The sequence below is a fragment of the Patulibacter americanus DSM 16676 genome, from assembly GCF_000420025.1.
Lineage (GTDB): Bacteria > Actinomycetota > Thermoleophilia > Solirubrobacterales > Solirubrobacteraceae > Patulibacter > Patulibacter americanus.
The window spans coordinates 446,225-464,974 of the sequence record NZ_ATUD01000002.1 but is presented as its reverse complement, the minus strand read 5'-3'; the positions used below and the strand labels follow the sequence as shown (position 1 = coordinate 464,974).

Below are 18,750 nucleotides of genomic sequence, written 5' to 3'. Positions count from 1 at the left end.
GAGGGGCGAGAGGTCTTCCGCCACCGGTCCCCGCGCCCCGACGAGGGCGCCGCCCACTACGCGTGGTGCCTCTACCGCGCGACGTAGGACCACGCCGCTACCCGTGCGGGTGCGCCGAGCCTCGCCGCCGTCCAACACGGTCCGGCCCGAGACGCTCGGGGCGGGACCCGCTCCCCATGCGGGTGCGCCGAGCCTCGCCGCCGTCCAACACGGTCCGGCCCGAGACGCTCGGGGCGGGCCCCGCTCCCCATGCGGGTGCGCCGAGCCTCGCCGCCGTCCAACACGGTCCGGCCCGAGACGCTCGGGGCGGGGCCCGGTCCCCTTACCCCGCCGCGCGGCAGACCAGGTCCACCAGCGCGTCGCACACCGCCGGCGTCCCCGCCACGCACCACACGGGCCCGTCGGGGCGCGGGCGGAACTCGGCCGTGCGGCCGCCGGCCTCGCGCACGAGCAGCGCGCCGGGGACCCAGTCCCACGGGGCGAGGTCGGGCTGGACCCAGCCGTCGATCCGCCCGTCCGCGAGCCACGCGAGCTCGAGGTTGCCCGAGCCCGCCCCGGCGCGCAGGGCGCCGACGCCCCCGAACAGCGCGTGGTTGACCTCGGTCACGCCGGGCATCGCCCGCTTCGCCGGCTGCAGGTAGGTGGCGACGACCGCGCCGTCGAGCCCGGTCTCCTCGCGCACGTGCATCGGGCGGTCGTCGCGGCGGGCGCCGTGGCCGCGCTCCGCGGCGAACGTCTGGCCGGCGACGGCGTCGGAGACCACGGCGACCTCGGCCTCGCCCTCGATCCACAGGCCGACGACGGAGCTCCAGCCGGGCAGGCCGCGGACGAGGTTCAGCGTGCCGTCGACCGGGTCGATCAGCCACTCGCGGCGGCCCGGGGTCAGGTGCCCCTCCTCGCCGCGCACGCCGTCGCCGGGACGGCGCGCCGAGAGGACCGCGACCGCGGCGTCCTCCCCCGCCCGGTCGGCGTCGGTGACGAGGTCGGTCGGGGCCGACTTCTCCTCGATGTGGACGGGCGAGCGCAGGGCTGCCAGCACGGCCTCGGAGGCGGCGGTCGCGGCCGTGTGGGCCACGTCGAGGTCGCTGTCGCGCATGAGGCGAGCGTAAGGCTCCGCGCCGCCGACGGTCGCGCGGACGAAGAACCTGTACGATCGTCCAGGTATCCGTCCCGTCCGACCGGAGCACCCCATGGGCTACCTCTTCCTCGCCGGCGCCATCTTCTCCGAGGTGATCGCCACCCTCAGCCTCCGGGCCTCGGAGGGCTTCCGCAAGCCGCTCTTCGTGGCGATCCTCGTCGTGGGCTACCTCGCGTCCTTCGCGCTGCTCTCCGCGGCCCTCCAGCGCGGGGTCCCGCTCGGCCTCGCGTACGGGATCTGGGCCGCCATCGGCGTGGCCCTGGTCGCTGTCCTGAGCATCCCCCTCTTCGGCGAGTCGCTGACCGGGGTGCAGGTCGCCGGGCTCGTGCTCGTGATCATGGGCGTCGTCGCCCTCGAGATGGGGGCGGCCGAGCATTGACCCCCGACGGCCGCCGCGCCCGCGGCGAGGTCCGGCGCCAGGCCCTCATCGCCGCCACCCTGCGCGTCCTGGAGCGTGACGGCGCGGCCGGTGTCTCGCACCGCGCGGTGGCGGCCGAGGCCGGGGTGCCGACGGCGTCCGTCGGGTACCACTTCGATGGCATCGACGACCTGCTCGTCTCCGCCCTCGTCCAGAGCACGGAGGAGTGGGCGGCCCGGCTGGCGGCGACGTCCACCGGTTCGGCCGTCGGCGACCTCGCGCAGGCGTTGACGGAGGACGCGCGGGAGCACCCGGGGCTGATCGTGGCGGAGTACGAGCTCTACCTGCTGGCCGTCCGCCGCCCGGCGCTGCGCCCGGCGGCCACCGCGTGGCTCGACGCCGCGCTCGGCGCCGCCGGGGAGGGGCTCGACGACGTCGGCCGCCGCACCATGGTCGCCGTCCTCGACGGCCTCTGCCTGGGGTCGCTGCTGGAGGACGCGCCGCCCGACGCGGCGACGGTGCGCGCCGTGCTCGAGCGCGCGCTGGCGGGCGCGCGCTCGGAGCCCGGGGCCCTCGAGGCCTGACGCCCCGCCGCCGCCCCGCGGCCATCGGGGGCGGCGCCGCGGGCCCCTACATGCTGCGCCAGAGGGCGCCCCACAGCTCGTTGAACGTCGGGAACTGGGGGACGAAGTCCTGCAGCGTCGCCAGCGGGATCTCGGCCTTGATGGCCAGCGCGGCGGTGTGGATCCACTCCCCCGCCTCCGGGCCCACGGCCCAGGCGCCGACGACGACGCCGCGCGAGCGGTCGACGACCGCTCCGACCCCGCCCTGCAGGCCGCGCCCGTAGGTCTCGGTGCGGTCCGTGCCGGACAGGGCGAGCGTCTCCGTGGCGACGTCCATCCCGCGCTCGCGGGCCTGCGCGGCCGTCAGCCCCACGGCGGCGACCTCCGGTTCGGTGAAGACGACGCGCGGAACGGCGTCGTACGTCGCCGTGCGCTCGCGCCCGAGCAGGGTGTCGATCACGACCCGGCCCTGGTAGCCGGCGACGTGGGTGAACGGCGCGATCCCGGTGATGTCGCCGACGGCCCACACGCCGTCGGCGGCACGGCACTGCCCGTCGACCTGGATGTGGCCGTGCTCGACCGTCACGCCGTCGGGGGTCAGGCCGTCGATGCGGGGGCTGCGGCCGGCGGCGACGATCAGCCGCTCGACGTCGAGGCGCTCGCCGTCCTCCGTCGTGACCTCCACCCCGCCGTCGTGGTGGCGCACCTCCGCCACCGAGGTGCCCGTCATGAGGCGGACGCCGTGCTCCTCCAGCAGCCGAACGACGTGGGCGGAGAGCTCGGGCTCCTCGCGCACCAGGGGCCGGTCCGAGCGCTCGAGCAGCGTCGTCTCGCACCCGAAGCCCGCGAGGTACTGGGCGACCTCGAGCCCGACGGGGCCGCCGCCGATGACGACCGCCGAGGCGGGGACCTCGCTGAGCGACGTGACCTCGCGGTTCGTCCATACCTGCTCACGGTCGAGGCCGGGGAGGTCGGGGATCGCCGGGTGGGTGCCCGAGGCGATGATCACGTCGTCGCAGGTCAGCTCGCGGTCGCCGACGAGGACGCGGCCGCGCTCCGGCACCGACGCGCGCCCGCGGATCAGGGTCACGCCGTCCACGCCGCCCAGCCAGTCCGCCTTGCCGGCGTCGTTCAGCCCCGAGTTCATGTAGTCGCGGTAGTCCCGGATCGCGGACCAGTCCAGCTCGGGCACGGACACGCCGGCGACGTGCGCGGCCTGGGTCCGCAGCTGGCTCGGGCGCAGGAGCGTCTTGGACGGGATGCACGCCCAGAACGGGCACTCACCGCCGACGAGCTCGTCCTCGATGACCGCGACGGAGCGGCCCGCGGCCGCGAGCTCGGGCGCGACGGCCCGCCCGCCGGGGCCCGTCCCGATGACGACGACGTCGAAGTGTTCCGGCGCGGTGCTCATGCTGCTCCCTCGTGTGGCGTCGCGCCACCGGCCGGCGGCGCAGGCCGCACTCCAGCAGCGGCGGCGCCGCGGGGCAAGCGTCGGATGACGGTGACCGGGCTCCCCGGCGGCCGCGGCGCTCCGGCCACGGTGCTCCGGCCTCCGTCCACGGGAGCCCCGCCCGGCCCGCCGACCCGCTTGGATGGGGGCATGCCCGCCCCGGCCGCCCTGCCCTACCCGCCCGGCCGCGCCCCGCGTCGGGCGCTGTGGGCCGCGCCGATGGCCGGGGGCGCGTCGAGCACCGCGCTCGTCGTTGCGGTCGGGGCGGCAGGCGGCCTCGGGTTCGTGCCCGCCGGCTACCTGTCGCCCGACGCGTTCGAGGCGCGGCTGGCCGAGGTCGAGGCGGCCACGGACGCGCCGTGGGGCGCCAACCTCTTCCTGCCGGGTCCGACCGCCGCCGACACCGCCGCGGTCGCCGCGCACGCCGAGGCGCTGCGCCCCGTCGCCGAGCGCCTCGGGGTCGCGCTGGGTGCGCCGGCCTGGGACGACGACGCACTGGACGCGAAGGTCGAGGTCCTCGCCCGCCACCGGCCCGCGGCGGTGTCCTTCGTCTTCGGCGTGCCCGACCCCGCCGTCGTCGGCCGACTGCGCGAGGCCACGGGCGCCGCGATCCTGGCTACCGCCACCACCCCGGCGGAGACCGTGCAGGTGGCCGGGGCCGGTGTGGACGCGATCGTGCTGCAGGGCGCCGAGGCCGGCGGGCACCGCGGCGTGCTCGTCGACGACCCGGCGCTGCCGGGTGGCGGCGAGCTCGTCCCGCTGCTCGACCTCGTGGCGGGGGCGCGGCGCGTGACGGCGCTGCCGCTCGTCGCCGCGGGCGGCCTGATGACCGGGGCGGCCATCCGGGCCGCGCTCGACGCCGGGGCCAGCGCCGTCCAGCTCGGCACCGCGTTCCTCGCCACGCCCGAGGCGGGGACGTCCACCGTGCACCGCCGCGCGCTGCTCGACGCCACCTTCGCCGGCACGACGGTCACCCGGGCGTTCACGGGACGGCCGGCCCGCGGGCTGGCCAACGCGTTGGCGCGCGGGTTCCCGGACGCCCCGTCGGCCTACCCCGAGGTCCACCACCTGACCCGCCCGCTGCGCGCCGCGGCCGCCCGGGCGGGCGACGCCGACGCGCTGCACCTGTGGGCCGGCGAGGGCTGGCGCGCGGTGACGGAGGAGCCCGCCGGCGAGCTCGTCGCGCGCCTGGCCCGCGAGGCCGGGCTCTGAGCGACGCCCCTACGCCGCGGCCCCGCGCTCCGGGGCGCGCAGGCGGTGGAGCTTGATCGCCAGCTCGAGCGAGACGAGGTCCTCCTCGGCGACCGTCAGCGTCGTCAGGTGCTCGATGCGCTCGAGCCGCTGGCGGAGGGTGTTCGGGTGGATCTGCAGCGCGCGCGCCGTCGGCACGACGCTGCGGTCGGCGAGGTAGCGCTCGAGGGTGGAGACGAGCTCGGACCCGCGGCGCTCGTCGTACTCCCAGAGCAGGTCGACGGCGTGGGCGTGGCGGCCGTCCGGCTCGACCTCGCCGGCGACGCCGACGAGGTAGCGGTAGGCGCCGAGCTCGTCCCACGCGCGGGCGCCGCCCGCCGGGGCCAGCGCCCGGGCGATGCGCGCCGCCGACGCCGCCTCGACGAGGCTCGAGCGCTCCGCCGCCAGGCGCCGCTGCACGCTGGAGCGTCCCGCCACCGCACCCTCCTCGCGGGCCAGGCGGTCGAGCTCCTCGTCGAGCCGCCGCAGCGCCGCCGGGTCCTCGGCCGCGACGGGCAGCAGCACGCGCAGGCGATCGGGTCCCGGGTCGCACAGCACGCCGGGCATCGAGTGACGCAGCCGCGTCTCCACCCGGTCGCCCGCGGGCCACGCGCCGCCCGCCCGCAGCGGCTCGAAGACGGCGACGACGTGCGGACGGTCCGGGTCGATGCGGGCGGAGCGGGCACGCGCGGCGACCTGGTGCCCGCGGCCCTGCGCGATCGCGTCGAAGAGGTCGCGGACGAGGTTCTCCTCCGTCAGCCGCTCCACGAGCTCGACGCTGCGCAGCGCGACGGCCACCTGCGCGGCGATCGTCTCGAGCATCCCCCGCTCGTGCGGCAGGAACGGCGCCCCCCGCTCCACCGACAGCACGCCCTCCCCGGCGTCGCCCGCGGCGATCCGCACCGCCAGGGCCCCGCGCTCCGGCGCGTCGACCGGCGGGTCGTCCGGCCGCCGCTCGCCCGCCGGGGTCGTGGCGCGGGCGACCACACGCGTGGCGCCGTCGTCCAGGTCGACGGTGTGCAGGCGGCAGCGGTCCGCGCCGAGCAGGGCGAGCGCCCCGTCGGCCGTCACGCGGGTGAGCTCGGCGCGGTCGGCGACCGTCGCGATCCGCTGCACCAGCGCGGCGAGGCGGCCGAGGGCGTCGACGCGGCGCAGCTCGCGCTCGTAGAGGCGGGCGTTGTCGATCGCGCCCGCCACGAGCGACGCGACGTGCTCCAGGAGCTCCGGGACCTCGTGGCCGAACTCGCTCGGCGCCGCCGAGTGCAGCCCCACGACCCCGATCACGACGCCCTCGCGACCCCGCAGGGGCACGGCGACCATGGACCCGAACCGCTCCTCCGGCACCTCGGGCACGAGCTTGACCCGCGGGTCGGCGGGCGCGTTGTCGCGGATGAAGACCGGGCGGTCGTGCCGAACGACCCAGCCGCAGAGGCCCTCGTCGATCCCCAGCTCGAGCCGGTCGACGGCCCCCGCGTAGGCCGCCGAGGCCGCCCGCAGCGTCAGGCGGTCGTGGTCGCGGAGGTAGACGAAGCAGGCGTAGCAACCCGTCGCGTCCGTCAGCAGGTCGACGACCGCGGGGAGCACCCGGCCCAGGTCGGGACCCTGCGCGACCGCGTCGATCACGCGGAGGAGCGCGTCGCGCCCGAGCGCCGTCCGTGGGCCGGCCGCGCCCCCGTCCGCCGGCACGCGGAGGGGCGCGGCGGAGCGGCTGGCGTGGATCGGACCCGACACGCCGCCAACACTAGGTGCGGGTGGAGGGACTGCACATGCGCCAACGGGCCAACGTGGGAGCGGCGCACGTGGTCGCCGTGGCGCACCCCGCCGCGTCAGGCTGCGGGTGCCGCCGCGTCGACCAGGGCGAAGCGCGGCACCTGCCGGCCGTCGACGGTCACCGTCTCCAGCCACATCGCCTTCGGCCGCACCCAGACCCCGCGCTCGCCGTAGAGCGCGCGGTAGACGACGAGGGCCTCCTCCGTCTCGGAGTGGCGCGCCTCGTGCAGCACCTCGTACTCCGGGCCCTTGTAGTGGCGGTAGCGGCCGGGCGGGACGGGACGATCGACGTCGGGCATCGCGGCGATGCTGGCACACCGCCGCGGGCCGGGGCGCGGGCGCTCAGGCGTCGAGCGGGCGCAGGAACCGGCGCTCGTACCGCTTGATGCAGCCCGTCGTGCGCGCCAGCTCGAACGCCGCCTGGCACTCCGGGTCCGTCGCGGCCTCCTGCCGGTACTGCTCGTAGCGGGCGAGGCTCGGGAACGTGAACAGCGCGTAGGCCACGTCGCTGTCGCCCTCGCTGGGCAGGAAGTACCCGTGGTGCTCGCCGCCGAGCCGGTTGACGAGCCCGACCCACCGCCGCCCGTACTCCTCGAAGTCGTCGAGCTTCGTGTCGTCGAGCTCGTACCGGAGGTGGATCGTGACCATGCGGTGGACCCTAGTGCCGGGCCGCCGGCGCGGTCCGCGCGACCTGCTCCCGGGTGCGGACGTCGGTGGCGGCGTGGTCGTCGGACCGTCGGCCCGTGAGGGTCAGGAAGACGTCGTCGAGGGTCGGCCGCTCGATCGCGGTCGCGGCGATCCGCACGCCGTGGGCGTCGAGCCGGCGGACCGCCTCGGCCGCCGCGTCCAGGGATGCGACCGCGAGCCGCAGCTCGCCCGCCGCCCCGTCCGCGAAGGGCACGCCGGTCGTGTCGAGGTCGACCAGGACGGCGACGACGCCCGTCGCGCGGGCCGGATCGGCCAGCCGAACGGTGAGGACGTCGGAGCCGACGGCCGCCTTGAGCTCCGCCGCCGTGCCCTGGGCGGCGATGCGTCCGTGGTCGACCACGGCGATCCGCTGCGCGAGGCGGTCGGCCTCCTCGAGGTGCTGGGTCGTCAGGAGCACCGTGGTGCCGGCGCGGCGCAGCTCGTCCACGCTCGCCCACAGCTCCTGGCGCGTCGCGCGATCCAGTCCCGTGGTCGGCTCGTCCAGCAGGATCACCGGCGGGCGCCCCGTCAAGCTCGCGGCCAGGTGCAGGCGCCGGCGCATGCCGCCCGAGTACGTCGAGACGGCCCGGTCGGCGGCGTCGGCGAGGCCGAAGCGCTCGAGGACGTCGGACGCTCGGCGCCGGGCGATCGCCGCAGGCAGCCGGTCGAGGCGACCGATCGTCTCGAGGTTCTCGCGGCCCGTGCGCTCGCCGTCGACGGCCGGGAACCGGCCCGCGAGCCCGATCCGCCGACGCACCGCGAGCGCGTCGTCGACGATGTCGAAGCCGAGGACCCGCGCGGTCCCGGCGTCGGGGCGCACGAGCGTGGCGAGGATGCGGACGAGCGTCGTCTTGCCCGCGCCGTCCGGTCCGAGCAGGCCGAGAACCGTGCCGGCGCGGACGTCGAGGTCGAGGCCGTCGAGCGCGACGACGTCGCCGAACGCGTGGCGGACGCCGCGGACGCGGATGGCGGTGTCGTCGTCGGCGGGATGGTCGGGGGGACGGGCGGCGGACATGGGGACTCCAGGACGTGGTCGTGCGTACGGGCGTGCGGCAGCGCCGGGCGAGCGGCAGCGGCGGGCGAGCGGCGCGGACGGCGTGCTCCGCGTGCGGTGGGGCGCGGGCGCCGGGCGGCGCCGGCGGCTAGGGGCGGCGGATCACGATCTCCCCCACGGACGTGCGGGCGCGGACCTGGACGGTCTCGGTGCCGGGCCCGGGCGCCGCGCCCTCCTCGAGCGTGTTGCGGACCTTGCCCGCGGTCGCGTTCGCGTCGACCCACGCGGCGGTGCCCTCGCGGATGCCGACCTCGACGTCGCCGATCCGGGTCTCGAGGACCACGGAGCCGCGCACCGCCTCGCGCAGGCGCACCGCGCCGTTGGCCGCCTTCGCCGTCAGGTCGGCATCGGCGCGGTCGACCGTGATGTCGCCGTTGGCGGCGTTGATCCGCAGCTCGGCGGCCGAGCTCTCGATCCAGGTGGCGCCGTTGGCGTTCTTGACGGCACCGCCGGCGTCGAGCGTCCCGATCCGCACGTCACCGGAGCCCGCGACGACCTGGGCGCGCCCCGTCGCGCGCTCGACGGTGATGTCGCCGACCCCGCTCTTCAGGTCGACGGGCCCCGCCTCGTCGACGCGCACCTGGCCCAGGCCGGTCTTGATCCGGCACTCCCCCAGACGGCCCACGCAGGCGAAGTCGGCCGAGGCCCCCGTGCCGCGCACGTCGGAGCCGTGCGGGAGGGCCACCGCGACGTCGACGGAGCCGCCGCCGCGCAGGCTGAGCCACCCGCGCAGCCGGGGCGCGCGGACCTCGAGGCGGCCGTCGGCGAAGGTCACCTGCGTGCCCTCGGCGGCGTCGCGGTCGGCGGCGTTGCGCGGGTCGCTCGGGCGGACGTCGACGGTGGTGTCGTCGCGGTCCTCGGCGGTGATGCGGACGCCGCCGACGGCGAGGTCGACCGTGGCCACCACGGGCCCCGGGGTCTGGAAGATGCTCATGTCGGAGGAGTCCTCGCGTTTGGTCGATCGGGACGGGACGAGCGCCGAGGCGCCGTCGTGGCGGGCGGTCACCGGACCCACCCCGTGAAGCTCTGGCCGACGCGGCCGCCGCGCTGGCGTGCGGGCTGCCCGGGCTCCTGGAGCGCCGCGGAGGCGGCGCGCACCAGCCACGCGTTGACGGACAGGCCGTCGCGGGCCGCCGCCCGCTCGACGTCGGCCTTCAGGCCCTCGGGCAGCCGCAGGTTGACGCGGGCGGTGGCGCCGTCGTCGGGCTCCCGCGGCGGTGCGGGCGCGGGCGGGGCGTCGTAGGCGGTGCCCGCGTCCTGCGGCGCGCCGGTCACCACGAACTCGGGCTCGCCCCCGCGCAGCCGCAGGTCGACGGCGGCGGGCGCGATCTCCTGCGTGACCTCGTCGGCCGCGGCGGAGAGCGCCTGGAGCAGCATGAGCCGTACCGAGGACTCGAGCGGGGCGGTCAGGCGCTCGGCGAGCGCGCGGGCGTCGTCGCCCCCGGCGCCGGCAGCCGCGGCCAGCTCCGTGCGGAGCTGGTCGACGTAGCGGGTGAGGTCCATGGCGCCACTATGACACCACGGTGGCACCACCGCAAGCACTATTGGCACCACATGGCGCCATGTGGTGCCACGACGGCACCGACGGGCGCGTTTTGCGGAGGCGGCGGTGACGCCCGCCCAGGATCACTCCGGGGCGAGCTCCACGACGATCCGCCCCTCGGCCAGGCGGCACGAGGCCACCGGCCGGCCCAGGTCCTCGCGCAGCATGTCGGCCAGCGGGATGGGGTGCTCGAGCTCGATGAGGAGCAGCGCGTCGCTGCCTTCGAGTCGGTGCACGGTGACGGCCTCGACCCCGTGGAAGCGGCCGATCCGGGCCTCGATCGCGTCGAGCTCCGGCAGGTCGGCGATCGGGCCGACCACGGACTCGACGAGGCCCGCGCTCAGCAGCGGCACCCCCTGCAGGCTCGCGACCTGCGCGCGCGGAACCATCGTGCCGGCGGGCGGTGCGGCCTCGGGAGGCGCGTCCTCGTCCTCCAGGTGGGGGTCCGTGCCGATGCGCTCCGGCCGCCACGCCCCGGCCGGGTGCGGGGTCCACGGGTCGACCTCGGTCAGCTCCGGCTGCGTCAGCGCGGCGTGCTGTGCTGCCAGCGGCGCCGGAGGCGCCGGGGCACCAGCGGCGACGCCGGCCGGAACGCCGAAGGACGGCGGCGCCGGGACCTCCGTCGGCGGCGCGGGAGCCGGGACGGCGACGGGCGCACCGGGCATCGTCGGCTGCCCCGTGCGCGGGATGGCGCCCGACGGCGGCGCGCCCCCGTGACCGTTGCGGTCCGCCGAGCGCTCCGCCGGTAGGCGGACCTCCGCGCTCAGCTCGACGAGCGCGTCGCGGGCGACGGCGAGCTGCTCGGCGAGGTTCTCGATGATCCCCGCGAGGCGATCGATGTCGACGCGTGCGTCCGGCATTCGTCGGCGATCCTAGTGCCCCGGCCGTCCGGCGCCACAATGCGCCCTGCAGCCGAGCGGCGGCGGGGCCACCGACCTCCGTGGGGACCCGGTCGTGGGCGCCGCGCCGCGGTCGATGCACTCAGCCGACGGCGGCGGCGATCTCGGCCACCTCGCCGCGGGCCAGGAGCCCGGCGTCCAGCCCCATCGAGCCGAAGATCCCGAGCGGTTCGCGGAATCGGGCGGCCTGACCGGCACGGTCGTCCTCCTCGGTCAGGCCGACGCCCGTCCGCCTCGGTGAGGTCGGCGCACCGGGCGGTCTAGGGTCTGCTCGGTGACCGACGCGCCCGCGAACGCCCTCTCCGCCGTCCGGCGCGCGTTCGCGGCCGTCCACGGTCCGCCGCAGGCCCGGCTCCCCGCTCCGCCGCTCGCCGCGGGCCGGGCCGCCGACGCGCCGCTCCCCGTCGGCGTCGACGCGCACCGCTTCGGGGAGGGCTGGCACCTCGTCACCGCCGGACTCGCCGACGTGCGCCCCGCCGGGGACGGCCCGACGGAGCCGCTGGGGCAGGAGCTCACGGTGATCGTCCCGGCCGCGGACCGCCCGCCGGAGTGGGCGTTCTCCCTCCTGCTGGGCACGGCGCGGACGAGCGTCGCCGTCGGCCGGGCCTTCCACGCCGGGGCGCGGCTGGCCCCCGGTGCGCCCCTCGACGGCGGCGACTCCGGGCTCGTGGCCGTCGGCCTGCGCGACGACCCGCTGGTGACCGTGGAGGACGGGCCGACGCTCCTGCAGGCCGTGGGCGTCACGAACGGGGAGTTCCTCCTCATGCAGCGCGTCGGCACCCTCGTCGTGCTCGAGCGCCTCGCCGCGCGGGACCCGCTGCTGCGCACGGACCCGTCGCGCGCCTGAGGACGCTCAGGCGGCCCGCAGGTGCAGCATCTCGCCGCGGACGGAGAAGCCGCAGCGGGCGTAGATGCGGCCCGTCGCCTCGTCGCCCGGCGTGAGTACGGCGATCTCGGCGCCCGCCGCGAACGCGCGCTGCACGAGACGGGCGGTGACCGCCGCCGCCACGCCGCGCCCGCGGAACGCGGGGAGCGTGCCGATCCCGACGACCTCGGTCGTGCCGCCCCGGATCTCGAGGCACGCGCCACCCCCGGCCGGCTGCCCGTCCACCCGGGCGAGCACCGCGGGGGTCGACATCCGGGCGACGGACGCCCCCACCTCCGACGGCGTCGGCCGCTCGCCGAACGCCTCGTGCTGCACGCGGACGAGATCCTCGGCGGCCGCCGGGTCCGCGGCCGGGTCGACGTCGTGCAGCGTCACGCCCTCCCCCGCCGGCACGGGCCGGGCGTCCGCCGGGCGGCAGGCCATGAGGTCGAGCCGGCCCTCGACGGCGAACCCGTGGTCCGTCACCGCCTCCTCGACGGCGGGCGCCAACGCGGGCAGGTACTCCAGCCGGGGCGTCCGGTGGGCGCGCCGGAACGCCGCGAGCAGCAGCGCGACGTCCGCCGCGGTCGGCTCGGCCCCGGCGTGCGGGATCGCGTAGCTCGCGTGGGGCATCGCCGTGCCCGGGTGCAGCAGCACCGCGAACGGGCCCGCCATCTCGACCGTCCGGCCCGAGCCCGCCGCGGCCCGCAGGTACGCCTGGACCGCGGCCAGCATCGGTCCGCTCAGCGGCGCAGCGCGTCGAGGCCGGTCAGCTCGGCCGACAGCGTCCAGAGCCGGGCGGCCTGCTCGGGGTCGATCGCGTGGGCGTCGACGCCGGACGTCCGCTCGGTCGGCCCGCCGACGTCCGTCGGCTCCGCGATGTCGCAGTCCTCGCAGTAGACGCCGCCCATCCCGTCGAGCTGCGGCGAGGTCGCCGCCCAGGTCGACGTCGACGCGCCCTGCTCCGGGGTCTTGAAGCGCTCGTCCACGTTGCCCTCCTCGTCCATCCAGCCGTTGGCGATCATCTCCTCGCGCGGGAGGTGGCGCTGCAGCGGGGTCATGATGCCGCCCGGGTGCGCGGCGAAGGCGCGCACGCCCTCGTCCTGGCCGCGCGCATCGAGGTGCACGGCGAAGAGGCTGTTTGCGGTCTTGGCCTGCCCGTAGGCCTGCCACTTGTCGTAGCCGTGCTCCCACATGACGTCGTCCCAGCGGATCGGCGAGAGCTTGTGGCCCGTCGACGAGAGCGCGACGACCCGGGCGCCGTCGCCCGTCGCCAGCGCGGGCCAGAGCAGGTTCGTGAGCGCGTAGTGGCCCAGGTGGTTCGTGGCGAACTGCGACTCCCACCCGGGACCGACCCGCGTCTCGGGGTTCGCCATGACGGCGGCGTTGTTGATGAGCAGGTCGATGGACCGGCGCGAGACCGCGAAGCGGTCGGCGAACGCGCGGACGCTCCCCAGGTCGCCCAGGTCCATGCCGTCGACCTCGACCGCACCGAAGCCGTCGACGCCCTCCCCCTCGCGCGCGACCTCGGCGAGGGTCTGCTCCGCGTGCTCCCGCCGGCGGGCGGGGACGACGACGTGCGCCCCGGCGTGCGCCAGCGCGCGGACGGTCTCGAGCCCCAGCCCGGAGTAGCCCCCGGTGACGACGGCGAGCCTGCCGGAGAGGTCGATGCCCTCGAGGACCTCGCGGGCCGTGGTGCGGGCGCCGAAGCCCGAGGGGAGGGGGTGCTGCGGAGTGCTGGCCATCCCCCGACCCTGCCAGACGACCGCGCCGGACCCGGCAGGCACGGCGGATCCCCCTGGTCATCGGGTCTCGGTGCGCGCCCCGTAGGGTCCGTCGGACTCGAACCCTCGACCCCCGGAGCACCCATGAAGATCGGCATCATCGGCGCGGGCCACATCGGCGGCACGCTCACCCGCAGGTTCGCGGAGCTCGGCCACGACGTCGTCGTCGCCAACTCGCGCGGCCCGGAGACGCTGCAGGACCTCGCGCGCACCACCGGCGCGACCGCCGTCGACGTCTCGCAGGCCGCGCAGGACCGCGACCTCGTCGTCGTCACGATCCCGCTGAAGAACGTGCCCGACCTGCCGCAGGGGCTGCTCGGCGGCGCCGCGCCGAACGTCGCCGTCGTCGACACGTGCAACTACTACGTGCAGCGCGACGGTCGGATCGCCGAGATCGACGGCGGCGAGACGTCGAGCGCGTGGGTCGCCCGTCAGATCGGCCACCCCGTCGTCAAGGCGTTCAACAACATCGGCGCGCAGCACCTGGCCGAGCACGGCCGCGAGGCCGAGGATCCGGCGCGCTTCGCCCTGCCCGTCGCGGGCGACGACCTGACGGCGAAGAGCACGGTCGTCCAGCTCATCGAGGACCTGGGGTTCGACGCGGTCGACGCGGGCCCGCTCTCGGAGTCGTGGCGCCAGGAGCCCGACACCGCGGCCTACGGGACCGACCTCAAGCGCGAAGACCTCGAGCGGGCGATCCGCGAGCAGCAGCCGGTCCGCCCGGCCCAGTTCCAGGACTAGCCGGAGCCGCCCGCCGGCCCGGTGTCCGACCGGACGGAGGGCTTGGCGGACGGCGATCCCGGCGCCCCGGTCAGCCCGCCACGAGGGCGAGCACGCGCGCCGGGCTGCCGGTCCCGCCGACCAGGCGCAGCGGCGCCACGACGACGAGCGCCCCGGTCGGCGGCAGCTCGGCGAGGTTCGCGAGCTGCGTGAGGCCGTAGCGACCCGCGCCGAGCACGTAGTGGTGGACGGGGAAGCCGGGGTCGAACCCGCCCGCGGCGCCCGCGTCGATGCCGACGGTCTCGACGCCGAACCCGACGATCCCCCGCTCGCTCGCGAGGAACCGGGCCGCCTCGACGTCCGGCCCCGGCGTGACCGGTCCGTCGGGCCCGGCGTTCAGGAACGCCTCCTCGTCGTCGGCGCGGGCGTCCCACCCCGAGCGGAACAGGACCCACGCGCCGTCCGGGATCCGGCCGTGGTCGGCCTCCCACGCCTCGATGTCCCCCACGGTCAGCAGGTAGCCCGGGTCCGCGGCGCACTCCGCGCTGCGGTCGATCACGACGGCCGGCCCGACGAGGCGCCCGGGCGGAACGGACGCGACGTCCGCGCCGTCGCGGCCCGTGATCCAGTGGATCGGCGCGTCGAGGTGGGTGCCCACGTGCTCGCCGATCTCGAGGACGTCCCACGCCCACGCGGGCCCGGCGTCGTCGTAGCGGCTGAGCCGCCGGCGGGTCAGGCCGGGCGTGTTGACGAACGGCTCCGGCAGCCGCAGCACGGGCGTCGACTCGCTCAGGGGCTGCGTCAGGTCGACGACGCGCACGGCGCCGCTGGCGAGCGCCTGCAGGACGGCGGGGAGGGGATCGGACGGGGTGGCGGACATGCGGCTCCGGGCTGGGTGATCGGGCGGACGGGTCGGGCGGACGGCGATGCGGACGGACGGGAAGGACGACGGAGGCGCGCCGGTGGTCGGGCGCGGTGCGGCGGCTCAGCCACCGCGGAACGCCTCGGCGAGCCAGTCGGCGCAGACGGTGGGGTCGACCTTGGCGTCGAGCAGCAGCGGTCCGGCCGCGCCGTCGGCGAGCCAGTCCGTGAGCGCGTCGAGGTCGGAGGGCCGGCGGACCGTGGCGGCCGCCATCCCGGCGGCGCGCGCGATCGCGGCGAGGTCGGCGTCGGGGAACCGGGCCAGCGCGACGTCGTGCCCGCCCGGGGCGAAGTGGTGCACCTCGGCGCCGTAGGCCGCGTCGTCGTAGACCACGATCAGCAGCCGCAGGCCCAGCCGCGCGGCGGTGTCGAGCTCGGGCAGGGCGAGGAACAGCCCGCCGTCCCCCACCGCCGCGACCGTCAGCCGCTCCGGCGCGCCGACCGCCGCGCCGATGGCGGCACCCAGGCCCAGCCCGACGGCCTGGAACGCGTTGACGAACACGAACGAGCGCGCATCCGGCACGCCGAGGTACATCGACGGCCAGCCCGTGAGGTGCCCGGAGTCGACCACGACGGTCCGCTCCGCGGGCAGCGCGTCGTCGAGCGCGACGGTCAGGGTGCGCGGGTCGATCGACCCCTCCGCGTCGCGGTCCTCCCAGCCCTCGTCCCGCCAGCGCCGCGCCGCGATCTCGCTCGCCCGCTCGGGGGTGCGCCATCCCGTCACCGCCGGGGCGCGCTCCCGCAGCGCGGCCAGGAGCGCGCGGGCCGTCGCGGCGGCGTCCCCGAGGACCGCTACGGCCGGGTCGACGTGGGCGTCCAGCGCTCCCGCCTCGACGTCGACGCGGATCACCCGGACGTCGTCGGCGAGCAGGGCGCCGTGGCGGGTGGTCCAGCCGTTGAGCCCGGCGCCGACGGCCAGGACGACGTCGGCCTGCGGCAGCAGCTCGGCGGCCAGCGGCGTGGCGAACCCGCCCGCGATCCCCAGCGCGCAGGGCCGCCCGGCGAACAGGCCGTGTGCCATGGCGGAGGTCGCCAGGAGCGCGCCGGCGTGCTCGCCCAGCGCCTCGAGCGGGTCCCCGGCGTCGGAGAGCACGGCCCCGCGACCCGCGAGGATCACGGGCCGCTCGGCCCGGGCGAGCAGGTCCGCCGCTGCAGCGACCGCCGCCGGCGCGGGGTGCGGCAGGGGCACGGCCGGCGCAACGAGGCGCGACGCCGCGGGGACCGACGAGGCGGGGGAACCCGGGGCGGGCTGGCCGTGCCGCGCGGGCTGCGCCTGAAGGTCGACGGCCAGGTTCAGCACGACCGGACGCCGTTCCACGAGCGCCCGCCGCAGGGCGCGCTCCGCGTCGGCGGCCGCGGACCCGGCGTCGTACACCCGCTCCGCGATCGCCCCGACGGAGGTCACGAGGTCGTGCTGGTCGATGCGGAAGTTCGAGCGCAGCGCCGCGGCGGGCGTGTCGCCGGCGAGCACGAGCAGCGGGGTGCGGGCCTTCGCGGCCTCGCCGAGGGCGGTGATCGCGTTGGTCAGGCCCGGGCCCTGGTGCACGCTGGCGACGGCGAGGCGGCCCGTCGTGCGGCCGTAGCCGTCGGCCATCGCGACGGCGCCGCCCTCGTGCCGGGCGGTCACGGCGCGGGCCCCGCCCGCCACGAGTGCGTTCGTCGCGACGAGGTTGCCGCTGCCCATCAGCCCGAAGACGACCTCGACCCCGAGGGCCGCCAGCGTGGTGCCGACCACGTCGGCGACGGTGGGCTGGCGGGCGGCGGCGCTCACGGGTGGCGCGATCATAGGCGGCATCGCCCGCCACCCGGGGGATCTCGTCGGCCCGGCCGCGCGGGGTCCGTGGCCGGGGCGGGCAAGATGGGGACGTCCCCCACCCGACCGACGGAGGTCCCCGCATGCCGACCGATTCGACGACCCAGCCCCTCCCCGCCGGGCTGCGCCACTGGACGGCGCGCCACCCCGGCATCGGCATGGCCGTCTCGTCCTACGCCCTCGTCGAGAGCGGCGTGCTGCTCAATCCGCTGCTGCCGCAGGACGACGCCGTGCTCTCAGACGTGGAGCCGACCGCCATCGTGCTGACCAACCGCCACCACCTGCGCAGCGCGGGCGACATCGGCGGCGGCCGGCTGCCCGTGCACGTGCCGCAGGCGGGGATGTGGGACCTCGAGGGCGTCGACCTCGACCTGCGCCCCTACGCCGACGGCGACGAGCTGCCCGGAGGCCTGCGCGCCGTCGAGATCGGAGCCCTCTCCCCCGACGAGTTCGCCGTGCACCACCCCGGCCTGCGCGCCCTCGCGGTCGCCGACGGCGTGATGCGCGACGGCGACGGGCCCCTCGCCACGTTCCCCGATCACCTGCTGGGCGACGACCCGGACGGGGTCCGACGCGGCCTGGGCCAGGCGTTCGCCCGCGCCTGCGACGAGCTCGAGTTCGACCACCTGCTGCTCGCCCACGGCGAGCCGGTGGTCGGCACGGGCCGCGAGGACCTGCGGCGCTTCGCCCTGAGGCTCGCCGGCTCCTGAGGCGCGGCGCGCGGCGACGTCGCGGCGCACCGGTCGGGGAGGACGTTAGGGTGCCCTACCGACCTAGCCCTCCTTCCCCCCGGAGCCCCCGTGTCCCCGCATCGCCGACGTCTCCTCCCCCACCTCCTCCTCGCCCTCGCCGCGTTGCTGAGCGGTCTGATCCTCGCCGCTTGCGGCGGCGGCTCCGACGACGAGGCGACGACGACGAAGGGCACGGCGGCGCCTGGCGCCACCGACGCCTTCCCCGCCAAGGTGACGCACAAGTACGGCACCACGACGGTCCCGAAGGCCCCGGAGCGCGTGGTCGCCGTCGGCTACAACGACCAGGACTTCGCGCTCGCCCTCGGTGTCGTCCCCGTCGGGGCGCGCCAGTTCCAGGCCGGCATCGACATCACGAGGCGCCCGTGGGCCCAGGCGTCGCTGAAGGGCGCCCGGCCCGAGCTGGTCGGGGCCGAGGAGCTCAACCTCGAGCGGATCGCCTCGCTGCGCCCGGACCTCATCCTCGGGATCTACTCCGGGATGACGAAGGACGAGTACGACCGCCTCTCCCAGATCGCCCCGACCGTCGCCCAGACCGCCGACCACGTCGACTTCGGCGTGCCGTGGCCCGAGCAGGCCAGGGCGACGGGCCAGGCGCTCGGCCGCACCGCGCGGGCGAAGGAGGTCGTCGCCGACGTGGAAGCCGACCTCGCCGAGGCGAAGGGTGTCGAGGACTTCTCGGACAGGACGCTCGTCCTGGCGTCGGGCGGCAAGGAGTTCTCCGCCTTCGCGTCGGCCGATCTGCGCACCCGGCTGTTCACGTCGTTGGGCTTCACGACCCCGAAGGCGATCGACGACCTGGCCGGGAAGCAGTTCTACGCGTCGATCAGCCAGGAGCGCCTGGATCTGCTCGACGCCGACGTGCTCGTGATCTACGGGAAGCAGGCCGAGCTCGAGAGGCAGCCGGCGTTCGCCGCCCTCGACGTCGTGAAGGAGGGCCGCGTGGTCTACCTCGACGAGTCGGGCGACCTGGCCAACGCGCTCGGCTTCTCCAGTCCGCTCTCCATCCCCTACGCCGTGGAGCGGTTCCTCCCGCAGCTGCGGGCCGCCGCCGACGGCGACCCGGCCACGAAGGTCCCGGCGGCGGCCGCCCGCTAGAGGCGGCGGGGCGGCCCGGCCGCCGGCGTTCAGGCCCGGCCGCACGCCGCGCGGGGCGCCGGAAAGGCCGCCCCGCCCCGGACGCCCCGCGGTGTCAGTGCCGCGCGG

General features: G+C 77.0%; 20 protein-coding genes. 7 read left to right on the top strand and 13 right to left on the bottom strand.

What is annotated here, in order from left to right; genetic code table 11:
- Nucleotides 1-322: 322 nt before the first annotated feature.
- A complete protein-coding gene (locus F593_RS22910; protein WP_022927923.1) occupies nucleotides 323-1,096 on the bottom strand; it encodes an inositol monophosphatase family protein in 774 nt (257 codons plus the stop codon).
- Nucleotides 1,097-1,190: 94 nt separating this feature from the next.
- Here F593_RS22910 and F593_RS0106355 point away from each other — a divergent pair, with 94 nt between their 5' ends.
- Both F593_RS0106355 and F593_RS0106350 read left to right on the top strand, forming a co-directional pair.
- Nucleotides 1,191-1,517: a DMT family transporter gene (locus tag F593_RS0106355; RefSeq protein WP_022927922.1), complete on the top strand. Its 327-nt coding sequence runs from the start codon at nucleotides 1,191-1,193 to the stop codon at nucleotides 1,515-1,517.
- Nucleotides 1,514-2,080: a TetR/AcrR family transcriptional regulator gene (locus F593_RS0106350; protein WP_022927921.1), complete on the top strand. Its 567-nt coding sequence runs from the start codon at nucleotides 1,514-1,516 to the stop codon at nucleotides 2,078-2,080. Before F593_RS0106355 ends, F593_RS0106350 begins: the two co-directional genes overlap by 4 nt.
- Nucleotides 2,081-2,126: 46 nt before the next feature.
- Here the strand turns inward: F593_RS0106350 and F593_RS0106345 are convergent, their stop codons facing one another.
- Complete coding sequence (locus F593_RS0106345) at nucleotides 2,127-3,470, bottom strand: dihydrolipoyl dehydrogenase family protein (protein ID WP_022927920.1); 1,344 nt, start codon at nucleotides 3,468-3,470, stop codon at nucleotides 2,127-2,129.
- A 189-nt stretch (nucleotides 3,471-3,659) separates the two neighbouring features.
- Here F593_RS0106345 and F593_RS0106340 point away from each other — a divergent pair, with 189 nt between their 5' ends.
- Nucleotides 3,660-4,721: an NAD(P)H-dependent flavin oxidoreductase gene (locus tag F593_RS0106340; protein ID WP_022927919.1), complete on the top strand. Its 1,062-nt coding sequence runs from the start codon at nucleotides 3,660-3,662 to the stop codon at nucleotides 4,719-4,721.
- Between the two features lie 9 nt (nucleotides 4,722-4,730).
- Here F593_RS0106340 and F593_RS0106335 read toward each other — a convergent pair whose 3' ends face one another.
- The 7 genes from F593_RS0106335 to F593_RS0106305 form a co-directional block, all read right to left on the bottom strand.
- Nucleotides 4,731-6,470, bottom strand: a complete 1,740-nt coding sequence (locus F593_RS0106335; RefSeq protein ID WP_022927918.1) for a helix-turn-helix domain-containing protein — start codon at nucleotides 6,468-6,470, stop codon at nucleotides 4,731-4,733.
- A gap of 95 nt (nucleotides 6,471-6,565) precedes the next feature.
- Complete coding sequence (locus tag F593_RS30275) at nucleotides 6,566-6,808, bottom strand: DUF1653 domain-containing protein (protein WP_022927917.1); 243 nt, start codon at nucleotides 6,806-6,808, stop codon at nucleotides 6,566-6,568.
- Nucleotides 6,809-6,851: 43 nt separating this feature from the next.
- On the bottom strand, nucleotides 6,852-7,157 hold the full coding sequence (locus F593_RS0106325; RefSeq protein ID WP_022927916.1) for an NIPSNAP family protein: 306 nt from the start codon (nucleotides 7,155-7,157) through the stop codon (nucleotides 6,852-6,854).
- A gap of 10 nt (nucleotides 7,158-7,167) precedes the next feature.
- Nucleotides 7,168-8,211, bottom strand: coding sequence for an ATP-binding cassette domain-containing protein (locus F593_RS22905; protein ID WP_022927915.1), 1,044 nt, complete (start codon nucleotides 8,209-8,211; stop codon nucleotides 7,168-7,170).
- Between the two features lie 127 nt (nucleotides 8,212-8,338).
- The gene (locus F593_RS0106315; protein WP_028721485.1) at nucleotides 8,339-9,184 is read right to left on the bottom strand and encodes a DUF4097 family beta strand repeat-containing protein; all 846 of its coding nucleotides are present in this window, start codon (nucleotides 9,182-9,184) and stop codon (nucleotides 8,339-8,341) included.
- A 68-nt stretch (nucleotides 9,185-9,252) separates the two neighbouring features.
- A complete protein-coding gene (locus F593_RS0106310; RefSeq protein WP_022927913.1) occupies nucleotides 9,253-9,753 on the bottom strand; it encodes a hypothetical protein in 501 nt (166 codons plus the stop codon).
- A gap of 123 nt (nucleotides 9,754-9,876) precedes the next feature.
- Nucleotides 9,877-10,653 carry a hypothetical protein gene (locus F593_RS0106305; RefSeq protein ID WP_022927912.1) on the bottom strand — a complete coding sequence of 259 codons (777 nt, stop codon included), beginning with the start codon at nucleotides 10,651-10,653 and terminating at the stop codon, nucleotides 9,877-9,879.
- A 313-nt stretch (nucleotides 10,654-10,966) separates the two neighbouring features.
- Here F593_RS0106305 and F593_RS0106295 point away from each other — a divergent pair, with 313 nt between their 5' ends.
- Nucleotides 10,967-11,539 carry a suppressor of fused domain protein gene (locus tag F593_RS0106295; RefSeq protein ID WP_022927910.1) on the top strand — a complete coding sequence of 191 codons (573 nt, stop codon included), beginning with the start codon at nucleotides 10,967-10,969 and terminating at the stop codon, nucleotides 11,537-11,539.
- Nucleotides 11,540-11,545: 6 nt separating this feature from the next.
- On the opposite strand, the gene F593_RS0106290 is transcribed toward F593_RS0106295, so the two are convergent.
- Together F593_RS0106290 and F593_RS0106285 are read right to left on the bottom strand one after the other, a co-directional pair.
- On the bottom strand, nucleotides 11,546-12,292 hold the full coding sequence (locus F593_RS0106290; protein ID WP_022927909.1) for a GNAT family N-acetyltransferase: 747 nt from the start codon (nucleotides 12,290-12,292) through the stop codon (nucleotides 11,546-11,548).
- 8 nt (nucleotides 12,293-12,300) lie between these two features.
- The gene (locus tag F593_RS0106285; RefSeq protein WP_022927908.1) at nucleotides 12,301-13,302 is read right to left on the bottom strand and encodes an SDR family NAD(P)-dependent oxidoreductase; all 1,002 of its coding nucleotides are present in this window, start codon (nucleotides 13,300-13,302) and stop codon (nucleotides 12,301-12,303) included.
- 123 nt (nucleotides 13,303-13,425) lie between these two features.
- Here F593_RS0106285 and F593_RS0106280 point away from each other — a divergent pair, with 123 nt between their 5' ends.
- Entirely contained in the window at nucleotides 13,426-14,082 is a 657-nt protein-coding gene (locus F593_RS0106280) for an NADPH-dependent F420 reductase (protein ID WP_022927907.1), read from the top strand.
- Nucleotides 14,083-14,152: 70 nt separating this feature from the next.
- Here F593_RS0106280 and F593_RS0106275 read toward each other — a convergent pair whose 3' ends face one another.
- Both F593_RS0106275 and F593_RS0106270 read right to left on the bottom strand, forming a co-directional pair.
- Nucleotides 14,153-14,941, bottom strand: a complete 789-nt coding sequence (locus F593_RS0106275) for a cyclase family protein (RefSeq protein ID WP_022927906.1) — start codon at nucleotides 14,939-14,941, stop codon at nucleotides 14,153-14,155.
- 105 nt (nucleotides 14,942-15,046) lie between these two features.
- Nucleotides 15,047-16,753 carry a thiamine pyrophosphate-binding protein gene (locus F593_RS0106270; RefSeq protein WP_022927905.1) on the bottom strand — a complete coding sequence of 569 codons (1,707 nt, stop codon included), beginning with the start codon at nucleotides 16,751-16,753 and terminating at the stop codon, nucleotides 15,047-15,049.
- 125 nt (nucleotides 16,754-16,878) lie between these two features.
- Here F593_RS0106270 and F593_RS0106265 point away from each other — a divergent pair, with 125 nt between their 5' ends.
- Complete coding sequence (locus tag F593_RS0106265) at nucleotides 16,879-17,505, top strand: hypothetical protein (RefSeq protein ID WP_022927904.1); 627 nt, start codon at nucleotides 16,879-16,881, stop codon at nucleotides 17,503-17,505.
- Between the two features lie 90 nt (nucleotides 17,506-17,595).
- The gene (locus tag F593_RS0106260) at nucleotides 17,596-18,642 is read left to right on the top strand and encodes an iron-siderophore ABC transporter substrate-binding protein (RefSeq protein WP_022927903.1); all 1,047 of its coding nucleotides are present in this window, start codon (nucleotides 17,596-17,598) and stop codon (nucleotides 18,640-18,642) included.
- Nucleotides 18,643-18,750 lie beyond the last annotated feature (108 nt).